The sequence below is a fragment of the Sphingomonas sp. DC5200-1 genome, assembly GCF_049897245.1.
Taxonomy (GTDB): domain Bacteria; phylum Pseudomonadota; class Alphaproteobacteria; order Sphingomonadales; family Sphingomonadaceae; genus Sphingomonas; species Sphingomonas aquatilis.
In genome coordinates this window covers 35,919-53,064 of sequence record NZ_JAFCVW010000002.1, presented here as the reverse complement: position 1 = coordinate 53,064, position 17,146 = coordinate 35,919, and the positions used below count along the sequence as shown (strand labels likewise).

Annotated in this window: 16 protein-coding genes and 1 tRNA gene; 9 read left to right on the top strand and 8 right to left on the bottom strand. The window is 66.8% G+C overall.

Going from position 1 to position 17,146, the window contains the following annotated elements:
• Positions 1-22: 22 nt before the first annotated feature.
• Positions 23-715 carry an HAD-IA family hydrolase gene (locus ACP7A3_RS03525; RefSeq protein WP_426255313.1) on the bottom strand — a complete coding sequence of 231 codons (693 nt, stop codon included), beginning with the start codon at positions 713-715 and terminating at the stop codon, positions 23-25.
• A 62-nt stretch (positions 716-777) separates the two neighbouring features.
• Here ACP7A3_RS03525 and glmU point away from each other — a divergent pair, with 62 nt between their 5' ends.
• Genes glmU through ACP7A3_RS03500 form a run of 5 tightly spaced genes read left to right on the top strand, consistent with a single transcriptional unit; the run spans position 778 to position 8,778 of the window.
• Positions 778-2,130, top strand: coding sequence for a bifunctional UDP-N-acetylglucosamine diphosphorylase/glucosamine-1-phosphate N-acetyltransferase GlmU (glmU, locus tag ACP7A3_RS03520; RefSeq protein ID WP_426255314.1), 1,353 nt, complete (start codon positions 778-780; stop codon positions 2,128-2,130).
• 1 nt (position 2,131) lies between these two features.
• A complete protein-coding gene (glmS, locus tag ACP7A3_RS03515) occupies positions 2,132-3,955 on the top strand; it encodes a glutamine--fructose-6-phosphate transaminase (isomerizing) (protein ID WP_063685721.1) in 1,824 nt (607 codons plus the stop codon).
• Positions 3,956-4,006: 51 nt separating this feature from the next.
• Positions 4,007-4,939 carry an ROK family protein gene (locus tag ACP7A3_RS03510; RefSeq protein WP_017979506.1) on the top strand — a complete coding sequence of 311 codons (933 nt, stop codon included), beginning with the start codon at positions 4,007-4,009 and terminating at the stop codon, positions 4,937-4,939.
• 48 nt (positions 4,940-4,987) lie between these two features.
• Positions 4,988-6,892: an EAL domain-containing protein gene (locus tag ACP7A3_RS03505; protein ID WP_426255315.1), complete on the top strand. Its 1,905-nt coding sequence runs from the start codon at positions 4,988-4,990 to the stop codon at positions 6,890-6,892.
• Entirely contained in the window at positions 6,889-8,778 is a 1,890-nt protein-coding gene (locus ACP7A3_RS03500) for an ATP-binding protein (protein ID WP_426255316.1), read from the top strand. Before ACP7A3_RS03505 ends, ACP7A3_RS03500 begins: the two co-directional genes overlap by 4 nt.
• Before the next feature lie 25 nt (positions 8,779-8,803).
• Here ACP7A3_RS03500 and ACP7A3_RS03495 read toward each other — a convergent pair whose 3' ends face one another.
• The 7 genes from ACP7A3_RS03495 to ACP7A3_RS03465 all read right to left on the bottom strand — a co-directional run bounded on the left by ACP7A3_RS03495 (position 8,804) and on the right by ACP7A3_RS03465 (position 12,183).
• Positions 8,804-9,544 (bottom strand): TorF family putative porin, encoded by a 741-nt coding sequence (locus ACP7A3_RS03495; protein WP_426255317.1) that lies wholly within the window; start codon positions 9,542-9,544, stop codon positions 8,804-8,806.
• Positions 9,541-10,011 (bottom strand): hypothetical protein, encoded by a 471-nt coding sequence (locus ACP7A3_RS03490; RefSeq protein ID WP_426257135.1) that lies wholly within the window; start codon positions 10,009-10,011, stop codon positions 9,541-9,543. The genes ACP7A3_RS03495 and ACP7A3_RS03490 overlap by 4 nt, the downstream gene beginning before the upstream one ends.
• Positions 10,012-10,199: 188 nt before the next feature.
• On the bottom strand, positions 10,200-10,736 hold the full coding sequence (nusG, locus tag ACP7A3_RS03485; RefSeq protein WP_017979501.1) for a transcription termination/antitermination protein NusG: 537 nt from the start codon (positions 10,734-10,736) through the stop codon (positions 10,200-10,202).
• Positions 10,737-10,747: 11 nt separating this feature from the next.
• Entirely contained in the window at positions 10,748-10,945 is a 198-nt protein-coding gene (secE, locus tag ACP7A3_RS03480; RefSeq protein ID WP_017979500.1) for a preprotein translocase subunit SecE, read from the bottom strand.
• 173 nt (positions 10,946-11,118) lie between these two features.
• Positions 11,119-11,262 (bottom strand): hypothetical protein, encoded by a 144-nt coding sequence (locus ACP7A3_RS03475; protein ID WP_167509723.1) that lies wholly within the window; start codon positions 11,260-11,262, stop codon positions 11,119-11,121.
• 135 nt (positions 11,263-11,397) lie between these two features.
• Positions 11,398-11,473: transfer RNA gene (locus ACP7A3_RS03470), tRNA-Trp, on the bottom strand.
• An 83-nt stretch (positions 11,474-11,556) separates the two neighbouring features.
• Positions 11,557-12,183 (bottom strand): hypothetical protein, encoded by a 627-nt coding sequence (locus tag ACP7A3_RS03465; protein WP_426255319.1) that lies wholly within the window; start codon positions 12,181-12,183, stop codon positions 11,557-11,559.
• 272 nt (positions 12,184-12,455) lie between these two features.
• Between ACP7A3_RS03465 and rpsL the strand changes: the two genes are divergently transcribed.
• From rpsL to tuf, 4 genes are all read left to right on the top strand, one after another.
• Positions 12,456-12,827: a 30S ribosomal protein S12 gene (gene rpsL / locus ACP7A3_RS03460; protein ID WP_010185487.1), complete on the top strand. Its 372-nt coding sequence runs from the start codon at positions 12,456-12,458 to the stop codon at positions 12,825-12,827.
• Between the two features lie 57 nt (positions 12,828-12,884).
• Positions 12,885-13,355, top strand: a complete 471-nt coding sequence (gene rpsG, locus ACP7A3_RS03455) for a 30S ribosomal protein S7 (protein WP_017979497.1) — start codon at positions 12,885-12,887, stop codon at positions 13,353-13,355.
• A gap of 84 nt (positions 13,356-13,439) precedes the next feature.
• Complete coding sequence (fusA, locus tag ACP7A3_RS03450; RefSeq protein ID WP_043060690.1) at positions 13,440-15,533, top strand: elongation factor G; 2,094 nt, start codon at positions 13,440-13,442, stop codon at positions 15,531-15,533.
• 204 nt (positions 15,534-15,737) lie between these two features.
• On the top strand, positions 15,738-16,931 hold the full coding sequence (tuf, locus tag ACP7A3_RS03445) for an elongation factor Tu (RefSeq protein ID WP_017979495.1): 1,194 nt from the start codon (positions 15,738-15,740) through the stop codon (positions 16,929-16,931).
• The last annotated feature ends 215 nt before the right edge of the window (positions 16,932-17,146 follow it).

Genomic DNA, 17,146 nt, shown 5'->3' with positions numbered 1-17,146 from the left:
GGGGTGACGGGGTGGGTGGGGTTTAGCGAACCGCCAGCCGCTCCAGCGTCGGGATCAGTTCGTCGAAGCCGTCGATGATCGCGTCCGCGCCGAGTTCCTCGACCGGCTGCATCAGGAATCCAAACGAGCACGCCACCGTCGGCAGGCCCGCCGCATGGCCCGCCTGCACGTCGAAGATCGAATCGCCGACGAATGCCGCGGTGCCCCCGCCGCAGCGGGCCAGCATTTCATAGATCGGCTTGGGGCTGGGCTTGCCGTTGCCCGGACCCATCGTGTCGCCGCCGATGATGCATGCGAAGCGCCGCGTCAGGTCGAGCGCGTCGATCACCTTGCGGGCGAGCGATTCCAGCTTGTTGGTGACGACGGCGATCCGCACGCCGCGCGCCGCCAATGTGTCGAGCGCCTCGAGCGTGCCGGGGTACGGCCGCGTCAAGACCGCGATGTTCGCTTCATAATGGTCGAGCAGCCGCCGATGCAGCACGTCGAGCGTCGCCTCGTCGCAGCCACCGGTCGCGGCGAGCCCCTGTGCCAGCATATGCCGCGCACCGCCGCCGATCATGGGTTTCACCTGTTCGACGGTCAGCAGCGGCCGGTCGATGGAGGCGAGCGCATGGTTCACCGCCGCCGCCAGGTCGCCGCTCGTATCGAGCAACGTGCCGTCCAGGTCGAAGCCGATAATGTCGAAAAACGGATCGGGCGATGAATTTAGCGTCATATGCCGCGCCGGTGACGTCTCCCTATGGAAATGGCAAGTCTTCCGTGGCAGGCGACGTCGCCATGACCAGTCCTCTCGCCGTCATCATCCTTGCCGCGGGCAAGGGTACGCGCATGAAGTCCGATCTGCACAAGGTGCTGCACCCGATCGCCGGGCGGCCGATGCTGATCCACCTGATCGACAGTTTGAACCAGGCCGGGGCGACGCGCCGCGTCGTCGTGGTCGGCGCGAGCGGCGAGCAGGTCGAAGCGGCGGTCGCCGCCACGGGTGTCGAGATCGCGTGGCAGCGCGAGCAGCTGGGCACCGCGCATGCCGCGTTGCAGGCCAAGGCCGCGCTTGCCGACTTCGAGGGCGTTGCGATCGTCTGCTTCGGCGACACGCCTTTGCTCGCAACCGAGACGGTGGCACGGCTCGCCGCGCGGCTGGAGGCGGAGGATGCGCCGACGGTCGCGGTGCTCGGCTTCCGCCCCGCCGATGCGCGCGCCTATGGCCGGATCATCGCGGACGCGGACGGCGCGATCGCCAAGATGGTCGAATTCAAGGACGCGTCGCCCGAGGAGCGCGCGGTCGACCTGTGCAATTCGGGCGTCACCGCGGTGCGCACGCGCGACCTGTGGCGGCTGCTGGAGGCGGTCGGCAACGATAATGCGGCGGGTGAATATTATCTGCCCGACATCGTCACGCTCGCCGTCGCGGAGGGCGGCCGCGCGGTGGTGATCGAAACGGGCGAGGACGAGGTGGCGGGCGTCAACAGCCGCGCAGAGCTCGCCGCGGTCGAGGCCGGCTGGCAGGCGGCACGCCGCTATCGGGCGATGGCGGACGGCGCCACGCTGATCGCGCCCGACACGGTGTGGTTCAGCCACGACACGCAAATTGGTCGCGATGTCGTGGTCGAGCCCAACGTCGTCTTCGGCCCCGGCGTGTCGGTGGCGGACGGCGCGACGATCCGCGCCTTCAGCCATCTGGAGGGCGCAAAGGTCGGCGCCAGAGCTGATGTCGGTCCCTATGCCCGCCTGCGCCCCGGCGCGGACCTGGCCGAAAAGGCGAAGGTCGGCAATTTCGTCGAGGTGAAGAAGGCGACGATCGGCAAGGGCGCCAAGGTCAACCATCTGTCCTATATCGGCGATGCCGATGTGGGGGCGAACGCCAATATCGGCGCCGGTACGATCACCTGCAATTACGACGGCTTCTTCAAGTATAAGACCAGCATCGGCGCGGGCGCCTTCATTGGATCGAACTCGGCGCTCGTCGCGCCGGTGTCGGTCGGTGAAGGCGCGATCGTCGCGGCGGGTTCGGTGCTGACGAAGGATGTCGAAGCCGGCGCGCTCGCGCTCGTCCGGCCGCCGCAGATTGCCAAACCTGGCTGGGCCACCAAATTCCGCGCGATGATGCGCGCCAAGAAGGAAGCGAAATAACATGTGCGGCATCGTTGGAATCGTCGGGGCCGAGGCCGTTGCCGACCGTCTGCTCGACGGATTGAAGCGGCTGGAATATCGCGGCTACGATTCGGCGGGCATCGCTACCGACCATGACGGGCAGATCGAGCGGCGCCGCGCCAGCGGCAAGCTGGTCAACCTCGCCAAGAAACTCGCCGCCGCGCCGCTGCCCGGCACGACCGGCATCGCGCACACCCGCTGGGCGACCCACGGCGGCCCGACCACCAACAACGCCCACCCGCACGCGACCGACGAGGTCGCGGTGGTCCACAACGGCATCATCGAGAACTTCAAGGCGCTCCGCGACGAACTGATCGCGCGCGGCCGCGTGTTCACCAGCGAAACCGACACCGAAGTCGTCGCACATCTGGTGAGCGAGAAGGTGGAAGCCGGCCTCGACCCCGTCGGCGCGGTGCGCGAGGTGTTGCCGCGCCTGCATGGCGCGTTCGCGCTCGCCATTCTGTTCCGCAAGCACCCCGACATGCTGATCGGCGCGCGCCTCGGTTCGCCGCTGGTGGTCGGCTATGGTGAGGGCGAGACCTATCTCGGCTCGGACGCGCTGGCGCTCGCGCCGCTGACGCAGCGCATCGCCTATCTGGACGAAGGCGACTGGGTCGTCTGCACGACCGAAGGCGCGCAGGTCTATGACCGCGACAACCATCCGGTCGAGCGGCCGATCACCATCTCGGGCGTCACCGGCGAGCTGATCAGCAAGGGCAATCACCGCCATTACATGCTGAAGGAGATCTACGAACAGCCGATCGTCGTCGCCCAGACGCTGCGGTCGTACCTGCAGCGGATGGAGGATCGCGTGACGCTGCCGATCCCCGAATTCGACCTGGCGGGCATCAAGCGCGTGACGATCGTCGCGTGCGGCACCAGCTTCTACGCCGGCATGGTCGCCAAATATTGGTTCGAACAGTTCGCCCGCGTGCCGGTCGATTTGGATGTCGCGTCCGAATTCCGTTACCGCGCGCCGGTGATGGAGCCGGGCGGCCTGATGATCGTCATCAGCCAGTCGGGTGAGACGGCGGACACGCTCGCCGCGCTGCGCCACGCCAAGAGCGAAGGGCAGACGATCGCCGCGGTGGTCAACGTGCCGACCAGCAGCATGGCGCGCGAGGCGGACCTGCTGCTGCCGACGCACGCCGGGCCGGAGATCGGCGTCGCATCGACCAAGGCCTTCACTTGCCAGCTCGCGGTGCTCGCCGCGCTCGCTGCGAACCTCGCCCGCGCCAAGGGCAAGTTCAAGGACGGCGAGGAACGCGAGATCGTCAAGCATCTCGCCGAGACGCCGGCGGCGCTCAACGCCGCGCTCGCCTATGACGAATCGATCCAGGAAATGGCGGGCGTCGTCGCCGCCGCGCGCGACGTGCTGTATCTGGGCCGCGGCACCGACTATCCGCTGGCGCTGGAAGGCGCGCTGAAGCTGAAGGAGATCAGCTACATCCACGCCGAGGGCTATGCCGCCGGCGAGATGAAGCACGGGCCGATCGCGCTGATCGACGAAAACGTCCCCGTCATCGTCATCGCGCCATCGGGGCCGTTGTTCGAAAAGACCGTCAGCAACATGCAGGAGGTGCAGGCACGCGGCGGCAAGGTCGTGCTGATCAGCGACTATGACGGCATCCAGGCGGCGGGCGAGAATTGCGTCGCGACGATCACGATGCCCAAGGTCCATCCGCTGATCGCCCCGCTGGTCTATGCGGTGCCGGTGCAATTGCTCGCTTATCACGTCGCGGTGGCGAAGGGCACCGACGTCGACCAGCCGCGCAACCTCGCCAAATCGGTGACGGTGGAATAAGCGCGGGCCCCGCGCGACCGTTGCGCTGCTTTCATGGGATGGGATGACAGAATGGACCGTGTGCCCCCGTTGGTTGCCGGCATCGAATTGGGGGGCACGAAGATCGTCTGCATCCTCGCGCGCGGACCGGACGATATTCAGGACCGCGTGCAGATCCCGACGACCCGGCCCGACGAGGCGCTGGCGGCAGTCGAGGCCGTGCTGGACGGTTGGGGCGGGTTCGAGGCGCTGGGTATCGCGAGCTTCGGTCCGATCTCGATCGACCGGCATGCCGCCGATTACGGTCACGTCACCTCGACCCCCAAGCCGCATTGGGCGGGCACCGACGTCGCGGGCCGTCTGTCCGCGCGCTATCAGGTGCCGACCGGTTTCCACACCGATGTGGTCGGCGCGGCGCTGGCCGAGGCGCGCTGGGGCGCGGCGAAGGGCCTGCCCGATATCGCCTATGTCACCGTCGGCACGGGCATCGGCGTCGGCCTGATCGCGGGCGGCAAGCCGGTCGACGGCCTGACGCACAGCGAATTCGGCCATATCCGGCCGCAGCGCATGCCGGGCGACGACTGGATGGGCATCTGCCCGTTCCACGGCAGCTGTCTGGAGGGCTTGGCCGCCGGGCCGGCGATCGGCGCGCGCGCCGGCTGCAAGGGGGAAGACATTCCCGCGGACCATCCGGTGTGGGAACCCGTCGCGCATGTGCTGGGCCAATTGTGCCATACGCTGGTGCTGACCGGCGTGCCGCGGCGGATCGTGATGGGCGGCGGCGTGATGGTCGGGAACGACCATCTGTTCCCGCGCGTCCGCGACGCGATGGTGCAGAGCCTCGCCGGCTATATCGCGCTGCCCGAGATCGCCGAACCCGCGTTTATCGTGCCGCCCGCGCTGGGGGGCAATGCCGGGCCGCTCGGCGCGATCGTGCTCGGTGAGCAGGCGCTGGCCGAACGCATGGGCACGGCCGCGTCGGCGGGGGCGTTTACGACGCCTTAACCGCATCTGCTTACTCCCTCGTCAACCATAAGAGGGAAGTTGCTGCAGATGACCGCCGCCGTTTCGAAGCGCCTGCTGATCGTCGATGACGAGCCGGCCATGCACGACAGCTATGCCCGCTGCTTCGCGGTGCAGCGCGGTGCTGCGGAGAATGCGCTCGACGCGATGGCGGCGGAGCTGTTCGGCGACGACGCGCCGGCGGCGGATGCGGCGGCGGACGACAGCTTCGACCTGACGCATTGCCATCAGGGCCTCGACGCGGTCGCGGCGGTGGAGGCGGCGCTGGCGGCGGGGACGCCCTATGCCGTCGCGTTCATCGACGTGCGCATGCCGCCGGGCATCGACGGCCGTGAAACCGCGCGCCGCATCCGCGCGCTCGATCCCGAGATCAACCTGTGCATCGTCACCGGCTTTTCCGACTTTTCGCCGATCGAGATCAGCAAGGTCGCAGGGCCGGCGGACAAGATCTTCTATATCGCCAAGCCGTTCGAAGCGGCGGAAATCGTCCAGACCGCGACCGCGCTGGCGCATCGCTGGCAGGTCGATCGCGAACTCACCGCCGCGCGGGAGCAGCTCGCGGCCCAGATCGTCCAGCTCGAGGAGCAGAGCGCCGAACTCGCTGCGAACGAAAGCCGCGCGATCCATATGGCGACGCACGATTCGCTGACCGATGCGCCCAATCGGCTCGCCTTCCTGCGCGCGCTGGGTGATCGCGCCAAGCGGCCCGGCCTGTTCGCGACCGCGATGTTCGATCTCGACCGGTTCAAGATCGTCAACGACACATTGGGCCACTTGGCCGGCGACGCGCTGATCCGCGAAGTGTGCAGCATCCTCCATGCGCAGGCGCCCGAGGGGGCGATCGTCGCGCGTCTGGGCGGCGACGAATTCGGTGTGCTGTTCGATGCGCCGGGCGACGAGGCGGCGGTCATGGCCTGCGACCGCATCGTCGCGGCCTGTGCCGGTACGCATCAGGTATTCGGCAATTCGGTGCAGAGCGGCGCCTCCGCCGGTCTGGTCGTCGTCGAGGGGGCGGGGGTGTGCGATCCCATCGACGCGCTGCGCCGCGCCGATCTGGCGCTCAACGATGCCAAGCGCGCCGGTCGTGGTGTCACCCGACTGTTCGACGAGAGTATGGACGAGGGCATCCGTTTCCGCCGCCGCATCGAACATGGCCTGGGCCAGGCGATCGCGCGCGACGAGCTGAGCCTCGTCTATCAGCCGATCGTCGCGCGCAACCAGTTGGAGGTGACGGGCTTCGAGGCGCTGGTCCGCTGGAACACGCAGGAATATGGGCCGATCAGCCCGGCGACCTTCATCCCGATCGCCGAGGAATCGAACGTCATCCACGAACTGGGCGACTGGATCCTCGACACCGCGCTCGCCATGGTGACGCGTTTCCCTGGCCAATATGTCTCGGTCAACTTCAGCCCCCGCCAGTTCCGCCGCCACAATTTCGTCGGCCACATCATGGAGGCGGTGCAGCGCGCCGGCGTGACGCCGAACCGCGTGCAGATCGAGATCACCGAGACTGCGATCTTCGACGACGCCGAACGCGCCGCCGAAACGCTCTACAAGCTGCGCCAGATGGGATTCCGCATCGCTCTGGACGATTTCGGCACGGGCTATTCCTCGCTCTACAACATCCGCAAGTTCGCGCTCGACAGCCTGAAGATCGATCGCAGTTTCATCGACGGCATGGGCCGCGAGCGCGAGAGTGCCGCGATCGTGCATTCGATCATCCATCTGGGCCGCGCGCTGGGGCTGGAGGTGATCGCCGAGGGCGTCGAGACGGAGGCGCAGGTGCAGGCGCTGCGACTCGCCGGGGCGAGCCATCTGCAGGGCTATTTCTTCTCGCGGCCTGTTGCGCCCGATGCGGCGCTGGCGTTGGCTGAGCAGCGGTTCCTTAACCAGGACCTGGTCGAAGCCGGAGCCGCCACGGGCACGCACGGATGATCCCGGCGCTACGGACCCGGTGGCCCTTCGGGCGCCGGCGGCCGATCGGTCCTGCCTCGCTCGGTGCCAAGCTGGTGCTGATCCTGACCGCGGTCGGCGTCGCCGGTGCGCTGGGGATCACCCTGCTGCTTGCCAGCGTCATCACGCCGAGCTTTTCGGCGCTGGAGGCCAAGGCGATCGCCGGCCATGTCGAGCGGACGCAGGCGGCGCTGGGCGAATATGCCGCCAAGGTCGAAAACGCCGTGCGCGACTATGGCGACTGGACGCAGAGCTACGATTATATGGCGACGCCGCCGGGGTCGCCCGCGGCGGCGACGTTCGAACGCGACAGCTTCTCGCCGCTGGCGATGACCAACCTCGGCGTGCAGGGCATGGCCTATGTGACGCCGCAGGGGACGCTGCGGATCGCACGCTGGCTCGACCCTGCCAGCGGGCGCGAACGGGCGCGGCTGCGCACGGCGCTGGTGCAGCTGGCGACGCATGCCGATCTGGCCAGGGTGATCGGGCGTAACAATTCCGGGCATTTCTATGCGCGGCTGGGGCCGGTGGTCGCGGCGATCGGTGTGGCGCAGGTGCGGCGATCCGATGGTACGGGAAGCCCGCGCGGCTATGTGCTGATGGCGCGGCAGGTGACGTCGCGTCAGCTGTCCGACCTGATCCGCCTCGATGCGCGCATCGACCGGTCCGGGCTGGGCGATGCGCCGATGGTCACGCCGGGCAAGCGCACGATGGCGATCGCCGTGCCGATCGCGGGCGTCGACGGCCATGCCGTTGCCGCGGCCCGATTCCATGTCGTGCGCGACGTGTCGCTGCTGGGACGGCGGATGCTGCTGCTCGCCATCGCCGGGTCGACGCTGCTATTGCTGATCGTGCTGCTCGTCCTGCGCCGCGTCATCGCGCGGCTGGTGCTGGCGCCGCTGCTGCGCGTCGAACGGCATATGCAGCGGGTGCGTGCGTCGGGATCGATGGCGCTGTTCCAGGACGACGGGCGGCGCGACGAATTCGGCTCGCTGGGCCGCAGCCTCAACGCGATGCTGTCGCAGCTGAAGGACCTGCGCGAACAGATCGAGGTGCAGAGCTTCGCGCTGGGCCGCAGCGAAAGCGCGGTCGCGGTGATGCACAATGTGCGGAACGCGCTCAATCCGATCAGCACGATCCTGAGCCAGGGCATCGCGCAGGCGCCGCCGATCGATCGCGCGACACTGGAACGGGCGATCGCGGAACTCGCGCGCGACGATCTGCCGGCCGAGCGCCGTGCCAAGCTTGCCGCCTTCGTCCAGGCCGCCTTCGCCGCCAAGATGGCGAGCCGCGAGGCGATGCGCCGCGAGCTGGAGGTGGGGCGCGAGGCGATGGCGCACGTGCTGGAGATCATCGGCCAGCAGCAGAAGCAGGCGCACGAGCGCCCCAGTCTGGAACGCTGCGACCTCAGCGAGATCGTCGCGCGCAACGCGGCCATCGCGCGCTATTCGGACAGCGCGTCGATCGCGTTCAGCTTCCCCGCGGAGGCGCATCTGGCCTTGGCGAACCGCGTGATCCTGAGCCAGGTGATCGGCAACTTGCTGGGTAATGCGGCCGAATCGATCGCGGCGACCGGGCGGCAGAGCGGGTCGATCGGGGTGACGATCGACGAGGAAGGCGATGAGGTCGTGGTGCGGATTCGCGACGATGGCGAGGGCTTCGACGCGGCGACGGGTGCGACCTTGTTCCAGCGCGGCTTTTCGACGCGCGCGCACAAATCGGGCGGGCTGGGCCTGCACTGGTGCGCCAATTCGATGACCGCGATGGAGGGCAGCCTGCGTCTCGAGAGCGACGGCAAGGGACTGGGCGGGACCGCGGTGCTGACACTGCGCGCGGCGGAACGGGACGAGATCGCGCAGGCGGCGTGATCGCGTCCCGTGGCGGCGCGCGGGATCAGAAGTCGAAGCGGACCCGGCCGAGTAGCCTGTCGCCGGCATGGCCCGCATCCGCGAACGCCCCGAACGCATCGGCGCGCGTGACGTCCGTCCCGACATAGTCGACGCCCAGCGTCAGGCGATCGCGGCGATATTCGACGCCAAGCCGCCAATCGGTGTAGTTGCCGCCGGGGCGCAACCGCTGCGCGCGGACCGGGTCGGTGACCGTCCCCGATGAATGGCCGAGCCCGGCGATCGCGGTCAGCGGCGTGCCGGGGAGGCCCGCGCTCGCATTGGCATAAAGGTACAGGTTGCTGCCCCCGATCGCACGCTGCTCGGGTGCCCAGATCGCCCCTGCAGTCAGATCGGCGGGGCCATAGGTATAGCTCGCCGACCCGCCGAGTTCGGCATAGTCCATATTGCCACGTGCGCCGCCGAAGATATGCGCGGTGCCCTGCGCGCGCAGCCGCACCGCCCCGACGTCCCACCCGCTGCCGAGCGTCAGGTCGGCGACCGCGTCCGCGCCCCCGTGCCGGTCCGATCCGCGGAGCGCCGCGACGCGTGCGGTGAGATCGAGGCCGTAGCCGCTGACCGTGGCATCCCCCGCGATCGAGGCGCGCCCCTCGCTCCAGCTGATGCCGCGGCGATTCTCGTCCGTCGTCGCCTCGATACCGGCGCTGGTCGCGACTTGCGCGATGGCGGGCGTGGTCGCCAGCAGTGCGCCGGCAGCGAGGGCGGTTTTCGCAAGAATGTCGATCATCCGGCGGCAACGCTGCCGTGCAGACGATCGAGCTCGGCACGCAATACGTCATGATCCTCGCGGGCGACCGCCTGGATGTGACGGTCCAGCGCGATGGACTGCTCGACGACGTCTCGCGCGATGGCGTCGCGCTGGCCGGCGCACCAGCCGGGACGATGGCCGGATAGCGACCGATCGCTGACAAAGCTGCGCTGCGTGGTGGCGCCGGTCGCGGTGGTGGCGTGGCGGTCGACTGCGAGCTGGGCGGTCCAGTGGCAGCGTAGGCTGGAGGGGCGACCGGCGGGCGCGACGGCGCCGATCTGACGTTGGTCGACCACCAATGCGCCGCGATACCGGGCGGTGACGGGGCCGCTGTGATGATCGAGCTGTGCGCTGTGGTCGATCGTCACCGCCGGCGCGACATCACGCGCCATCGCTGGTGCGGCCAGACCAAGCGTCAGGGCCAGCACGGGAAGGTGAGGGGGCATCATGGGTCTCCTGCGGCGGTCCCGGCCTTTGGACCGGTGACCGTGATGCAGGCACAATGGCCGAACGCGTGCCGGGTTGCCACCGTGGGGCCCTGCCCGGTCGGCCGGAAACACAAAAAAACCGGAGCCTAAGCCCCGGTTTTCCCGTGTGTTTCTGCAAGATTGCCAGCGTCAGGCGCCGGCACGTCTTACTTGCTGCGTTCGACCTGTTCGAAGTCCAGCTCGACCGGGGTCGCGCGGCCGAAGATCGACACCGACACCTTGACCTTCGCCTTGTCGAAATCGAGTTCCTCGACGACGCCGTTGAAGCTCGCGAACGGACCCTCGAGCACCTTGACCGCATCGCCGATCTCGTAATCGACCTTGATCTTGGTCTTGGGCGCGGCGGCCGCTTCTTCCTTGCTGTTGAGCATGCGCGCGGCTTCCGCCTCGCTGATCGCCTGCGGCTTGCCCATGCTGCCGAGGAAGCCGGTGACCTTGGGCGTGTTCTTGACGAGGTGGTAGACGTCGTCGTTCATGTTCAGCTTGGCGAGCACATAGCCCGGCATGAACTTGCGCTCGACCGCGATCTTCTTGCCGCGACGGGCTTCCGTCACCGTCTCGGTCGGCACTTCGATCTGCTCGACCAGCTGCTCCAGGCCGAGGCGCGTCGCCTCTGCCATGATCGCGTCGCGAACCTTGCCCTCGAAGCCCGAATAGGCGTGAATGATGTACCAGCGCGCCATTGCCTGAACCTTTACTTCGCGAGCTTGAGCAGCGCCTGGACGACCGCGTTGAAGAACGTATCGACGCCCAGGAAGAACAGCGCGAGGATGGTCGTCATGATGACCACCATGACGCCCGTCATGATCGTCTCGCGCCGGGTCGGCCAGACCACCTTCTTGGTTTCGGCCTGGACCTGGCGGATGAATTCGATGGGGGTCGTCTTTGCCACTGTTTTTCTCAGAAACCCGCTGGAATCACGAAAATCCGTACCGCCGGGGCATGAGCCTTCCGCCGCTTTCCCGTGATGGGAAACCGGCGCTGCCCGTCCTCAGCTGTCGGATGGCCTGCGCAAATAGCCGTACGGGGCGCCGAACGCAAGGGCGCCCCGCCTGCCTCGCGCGATCAATGGCCGTAGCGTTTGATCCCGCGCCGCCGCAGCTTGTCCCGCTTGCGCTTGCGCAACTTCAGGATCAGCACTGGCGTGCCGATCAGAAGCAGAACCGCGATGATCGCAATGACGAGGGTGTGGCGGGTCGCTTCATCCATGATGCGGGCGCGTGTAGGGATGCCCGACGGCGGCGTAAACAACCTTCGTCAAGGATTATGACAGATCATTCATCTGTCAGTCTTATTTTTCGAAGTGTTCGTCGCGATGCGCGTGTTCGCCGTTCGGTGGCGAACTGGCAGGAGTGCACGGACTCGAACCGTGGGCCCTCGGTTTTGGAGACCGATGCTCTACCAACTGAGCTACACTCCTGCAGCCGGGGGCGGCCTCTAGCGCTGTCCGGGCGAAACCGCAAGCGGCTCGTGTGACGAAAGACGGCGCGGGGGGCGAATGCGTCAGGCGGCGAGGCGGATCGGGCGGCGCACGACGACATTGTCGTTCGCCGCGTGGCAGCGGACGGGGGTCGACAGGGGGAGGGCAAGGATCATCACCACGAAGCCGAGCACGCCCGGCGGCAGTGGCAGGAGCATGGCCAGCACGACGATCCCTACGCGGGCTTCGGCGAACAAGGCGGCCGGACGGGTGATGGATCCGCGTGCCGCTAGCCACGCGCTCGCGCCGACGCCGATTGCGGCGACCAAGGCGAGGCTTGCCGGCCATGCTGCGGGAAGCAACGCCAGATTCGGCAGCTGAGCGGCCGGCGCGGTCCACGGCAAATGGGTGGCGACCAGCAGCCCGATGACGGCGGCCACGGGCAGGTGTCGGATCGCGCCGCGGCCGATGGCGAGGCCCAGGTATAGCGGCGCCAGCAGCAGCCCCGCCGGGGATAAGGCGACGCCCAGCGCCGCGGCGATCGCCATATCGCGATGGCGGCGTTCGTGCGCGGCGAACAGCGCGGCGGTGATGGCCAGCAATGCCAAAGCGTCGCTCCAGCCGGTATCGGGCAACAGACCCGCCACCACCGCCGCGCTCGCAAGCGCCGCGACCGGCATGGGGGGAGGGGCAGGTCGGAACGGCGGCATGGGCCTGTTCTGCACCCGGACCGGTTGCCGCGTGGTTAAGGCGCCATCGTAGACGTGTGGCGGCGTGGCCGGACCGCCCCGGATTGACCGCCGGCCCGACTCTGCGTATAGGCCCGCCCGTTCCATCGGAGCGATCCGGTGGGCAAGCTTGAACATTGCTGGATGCAAAAGTTGTGGGGCCGGGGTGGCGTTTCGCCGTCCGCGTCCCTTTTTGTATTCCGAAGTGCTGTGATGGCTCCAGCAAAGTAACCCATATACGAGGTGAAGGCTTCATGCCGACGATCAACCAGCTGGTCCGCAAGGGCCGCGACCCGCAGAAGGCCAAGTCGAAGGTCCCTGCGATGGAGCAGAACCCGCAGAAGCGCGGCGTCTGCACCCGCGTCTACACGACGACCCCGAAGAAGCCGAACTCGGCGCTTCGCAAGGTGGCCAAGGTCCGCCTGACCAACAGCCGCGAAGTCATTTCGTACATCCCGGGCGAAGGCCACAACCTGCAGGAGCACTCGGTGGTGCTCATCCGCGGCGGCCGTGTGCGCGATCTTCCCGGCGTGCGCTACCACGTCCTGCGCGGCGTGCTCGACACGCAGGGCGTCAAGGATCGCCGCCAGTCCCGCTCCAAGTACGGCGCCAAGCGTCCGAAGTAAGCCGGTCGGCCTCCCGAGAGGCTCGTCCAGAAGGCTGAAGTTTGAAAGGTTTTTGAAATGGCACGTCGTCGTCGTCCCGAAAAGCGGGTCATCCTGCCTGATCCCAAGTTCGGGGATGAGGTTCTGTCGAAGTTCATGAATTCGGTGATGCTGGACGGCAAGAAGTCCGTCGCAGAACTCATCGTCTACGGTGCTCTGGAAACCGTCGAGCAGCGCGCGAAGCGCGAGCCGATCGGCGTGTTCCACGACGCGCTGAACAACATCAAGCCGGGCATCGAAGTGCGTTCGCGCCGCGTCGGTGGTGCGACCTACCAGGTCCCCGTCGAGGTCCGTCCGGAGCGCGCCCAGGCGCTCGCGATCCGCTGGCTCATCGCCGCGGCGCGTGCCCGCAGCGAGAACACCATGTCGGCCCGCCTCTCGGGCGAGCTGATGGACGCCGCCAACAACCGCGGCAACGCGGTGAAGAAGCGCGAAGACACGCACCGCATGGCGGAAGCGAACCGGGCGTTCTCGCACTACCGCTGGTAAGGCTTGGAAGCGCACCGCTTTTAAACTATATCATGGGGAGCCGGCGAAAGCTGCGCTCCCCATATCTCTAAGGAAATCACGATCATGGCCCGCAGCCATCCGCTCGAGCGCTATCGCAATATCGGCATCATGGCGCACATCGACGCCGGCAAGACGACCACGACCGAGCGCATCCTCTATTACACCGGCAAGTCCTACAAGATCGGCGAAGTGCACGAAGGCACCGCGACGATGGACTGGATGGAGCAGGAGCAGGAGCGCGGGATCACGATCACGTCGGCCGCCACCACCTGCAAGTGGAAGGCCGAAGAGGGTCAGGGCCCTGAGCACCTGATCAACATCATCGACACGCCGGGCCACGTCGACTTCACGATCGAAGTCGAGCGTTCGCTGCGCGTTCTCGACGGCGCGGTCGCCTGCTTCGACGGCGTTGCCGGCGTCGAGCCGCAGTCGGAAACCGTGTGGCGTCAGGCCGACAAGTACGGCGTGCCGCGCATGTGCTTCGTCAACAAGCTCGATCGCACCGGTGCCGACTTCTACTTCTGCGTCAATTCGATCATCGATCGTCTGGGTGCGAAGCCGGCGGTCCTGTATCTGCCGATCGGCGTCGAGGGCGGCTTCAAGGGCCTCGTCGACCTGGTCGAGAACCGCGCGATCATCTGGCTCGAAGAGTCGCTGGGCGCGAAGTTCGAATATCAGGATATTCCGGCCGACATGGTCGAGAAGGCGGCGAAGTATCGCAACGACCTGATCGAACTCGCCGTCGAGCAGGACGACGAGGCGATGGAAGCGTACCTCGAGGGCAACGAGCCCGACACGAAGACGCTGAAGGCGCTGATCCGCAAGGGCACGCTGTCGATGGCGTTCGTGCCGGTCGTCTGCGGCTCGGCGTTCAAGAACAAGGGCGTGCAGCCCCTGCTCGACGCGGTCGTCGACTATCTGCCGAGCCCGCTCGACGTGCCGGCGATCAACGGCGTCAAGCTCGACGGCGAAACGCCGGACGAGCGTCCGTCGTCGGACGAGGCGCCCTTCTCGGCGCTGGCGTTCAAGATCATGAACGATCCGTTCGTCGGCTCGCTCACCTTCGCGCGCATCTATTCGGGCGTCCTGGTCAAGGGCGGCTACCTGAACTCGGTGAAGGACAAGAAGGAAAAGATCGGCCGTATGCTCCTCATGCACGCGAACTCGCGTGAGGACATCGAAGAGGCGCGTGCGGGCGACATCGTCGCGCTGGCGGGTCTCAAGGAAACGACGACGGGCGACACGCTCTGCGATCCGGCGCACCCGATCATCCTGGAGCGCATGGAATTCCCCGAGCCGGTCATCGAACTGTCGGTGGAGCCGAAGACCAAGGCCGACCAGGAAAAGATGGGCATCGCGCTCAACCGCCTGGCTGCCGAGGATCCCTCGTTCCGCGTGTCGACCGATCACGAATCGGGCCAGACGATCATCAAGGGGATGGGCGAACTCCACCTCGAGATTCTCGTCGACCGCATGAAGCGCGAGTTCAAGGTCGAGGCAAACGTCGGTGCGCCGCAGGTGGCGTATCGCGAATACCTCAAGAAGGCCGTCGACATCGACTACACGCACAAGAAGCAGTCGGGCGGCACCGGCCAGTTCGGTCGCGTGAAGGTGAAGCTGACGCCGGGCGAGCGTGGCGCGGGCATCGTCTTCAAGGACGAGATCAAGGGCGGTAACATTCCGCGCGAATATATCCCCGCGATCGAAAAGGGCTTCCGCGAGACGGCGGCGACGGGTTCGCTGGTCGGCTTCCCGATCATCGACTTCGACATCACGCTGTATGACGGCGCGTACCACGACGTCGACTCGTCGGCGCTGGCGTTCGAAATCACCGCGCGCGGTGCGATGCGTGAAGGCGCCCAGAAGGCGGGCATCACGCTGCTCGAGCCGGTCATGAAGGTCGAGGTCGTCACCCCCGAGGACTATCTGGGCGACGTCATCGGCGACATGAACTCGCGTCGTGGCCAGATCCAGGGCACCGACACGCGCGGCAACGCGCAGGCGGTGACCGCGATGGTCCCGCTGGCGAACATGTTCGGCTACGTGAACTCGCTGCGCTCGTTCACGCAGGGCCGCGCCAGCTACTCGATGCAGTTCTCGCACTATGACGAAGTGCCGCAGAACGTCGCAGACGAAGTGAAGGCGAAGATGGCCTGAGGCGCATAGGGCCAAGCGCGCTTGGCCCTAAGTCGCCGCAAGGCCGGCCGGCGGGTCGACGCAGTCGACCCCGTCCGACGACCGGGGATTTACTCCCCGGTCGGCCTCTCCCACGAGGGGCTGGCATTACCCACAAACTCCCGCTAAAGGGCCGCGTTCGCGTAGCCCCCCGGCGGCACCGAATTCGAATCAGAAGGTAGGAAAATGGCTAAGGCAAAATTCGAGCGGAACAAGCCGCACCTCAACATCGGCACCATCGGTCACGTCGACCATGGCAAGACCTCGCTGACCGCAGCGATCACGAAGGTGCTGGCCGACCAGGGTCTGTCGGAAAAGGTCGATTTCGAAAACATCGACAAGGCTCCGGAAGAGCGCGCTCGCGGCATCACCATCTCGACCGCGCACGTCGAGTATGAGACGGCCAACCGTCACTATGCGCACGTCGACTGCCCGGGTCACGCCGACTACGTGAAGAACATGATCACCGGTGCCGCCCAGATGGACGGCGCGATCCTGGTCGTGTCCTCGACCGACGGCCCGATGCCGCAGACCCGCGAGCACATCCTGCTCGCCCGTCAGGTCGGCGTGCCGGCGATGGTTGTGTTCATGAACAAGGTCGACCTGGTCGACGACGAGGAAATCCTCGAGCTGGTCGAGCTGGAAATCCGCGAGCTGCTCAGCTCGTACGAATTCCCGGGCGACGACATCCCCGTCATCAAGGGTTCGGCGACCTGCGCGCTGTCGGGTTCGAACGACAAGTTCGGCAAGGAAGCCGTGCTCGAGCTGATGGCCGCCGTCGACGACTACATCCCGCAGCCGGAGCGTCCGCTCGACAAGCCGTTCATGATGCCGATCGAAGACGTGTTCTCGATCTCGGGTCGCGGCACCGTCGTCACCGGCCGTGTCGAAACCGGCATCATCAAGGTCGGTGAAGAAGTCGAAATCGTCGGCATCCACCCGGAAGTCCGCAAGACCACCGTCACCGGCGTCGAAATGTTCCGCAAGCTGCTCGACCAGGGCCAGGCGGGCGACAACGTCGGCGCGCTGATCCGTGGCGTCGCTCGTGACGAAGTCGAGCGTGGCCAGGTGCTCTGCAAGCCGGGTTCGATCAAGCCGCACACCGACTTCAAGTCGGAAGTGTACGTGCTGTCGAAGGAAGAAGGCGGCCGCCACACCCCGTTCTTCGCGAACTATCGTCCGCAGTTCTACTTCCGTACCACGGACGTGACCGGCACCGTCGAGCTGCCCGAGGGCACCGAGATGGTCATGCCTGGCGACAACATCGCGCTCGGCATCAAGCTGATCGCGCCGATCGCCATGGACGTCGGCCAGCGCTTCACCATCCGTGAGGGCGGTCGTACCGTCGGCGCGGGCGTCGTGAGCGCGATCGACAAGTAAGAACCAGACGGGGCGGGGGTATTCCCCGCGCCGACCGGAACAGCAGCAGCCCGGCTCTCCTAAAAAAGGAGAGTCGGGCTGTTGCCTTTTTATGAGGGCCGCCGTATTGGGCCGCCCTTCAGTTTTATTGAGTTTCGGCTCTTTCTCGTCGTCCCGCTGTTTCAGTGGGATCTCATCCCGCCGGTCCAGCACCTGCGGCACGAGTCCTCCGCATC

Excerpts from the sequence above, each read along its gene's own strand:
- ACP7A3_RS03510 (WP_017979506.1), top strand. The coding sequence starts at position 4,007 with ATGGACCGTGTGCCCCCGTTGGTTGCCGGCATCGAATTGGGGGGCACG.
- ACP7A3_RS03475 (WP_167509723.1), bottom strand. The coding sequence starts at position 11,262 with ATGGATGAAGCGACCCGCCACACCCTCGTCATTGCGATCATCGCGGTT.
- ACP7A3_RS03465 (WP_426255319.1), bottom strand. The coding sequence starts at position 12,183 with ATGCCGCCGTTCCGACCTGCCCCTCCCCCCATGCCGGTCGCGGCGCTT.
- ACP7A3_RS03490 (WP_426257135.1), bottom strand. The coding sequence starts at position 10,011 with ATGCCCCCTCACCTTCCCGTGCTGGCCCTGACGCTTGGTCTGGCCGCA.
- ACP7A3_RS03505 (WP_426255315.1), top strand. The coding sequence starts at position 4,988 with ATGACCGCCGCCGTTTCGAAGCGCCTGCTGATCGTCGATGACGAGCCG.
- glmS (WP_063685721.1), top strand. The coding sequence starts at position 2,132 with ATGTGCGGCATCGTTGGAATCGTCGGGGCCGAGGCCGTTGCCGACCGT.
- fusA (WP_043060690.1), top strand. The coding sequence starts at position 13,440 with ATGGCCCGCAGCCATCCGCTCGAGCGCTATCGCAATATCGGCATCATG.
- rpsG (WP_017979497.1), top strand. The coding sequence starts at position 12,885 with ATGGCACGTCGTCGTCGTCCCGAAAAGCGGGTCATCCTGCCTGATCCC.
- ACP7A3_RS03500 (WP_426255316.1), top strand. The coding sequence starts at position 6,889 with ATGATCCCGGCGCTACGGACCCGGTGGCCCTTCGGGCGCCGGCGGCCG.
- rpsL (WP_010185487.1), top strand. The coding sequence starts at position 12,456 with ATGCCGACGATCAACCAGCTGGTCCGCAAGGGCCGCGACCCGCAGAAG.
- tuf (WP_017979495.1), top strand. The coding sequence starts at position 15,738 with ATGGCTAAGGCAAAATTCGAGCGGAACAAGCCGCACCTCAACATCGGC.
- ACP7A3_RS03495 (WP_426255317.1), bottom strand. The coding sequence starts at position 9,544 with ATGATCGACATTCTTGCGAAAACCGCCCTCGCTGCCGGCGCACTGCTG.
- glmU (WP_426255314.1), top strand. The coding sequence starts at position 778 with ATGACCAGTCCTCTCGCCGTCATCATCCTTGCCGCGGGCAAGGGTACG.
- nusG (WP_017979501.1), bottom strand. The coding sequence starts at position 10,736 with ATGGCGCGCTGGTACATCATTCACGCCTATTCGGGCTTCGAGGGCAAG.
- ACP7A3_RS03525 (WP_426255313.1), bottom strand. The coding sequence starts at position 715 with ATGACGCTAAATTCATCGCCCGATCCGTTTTTCGACATTATCGGCTTC.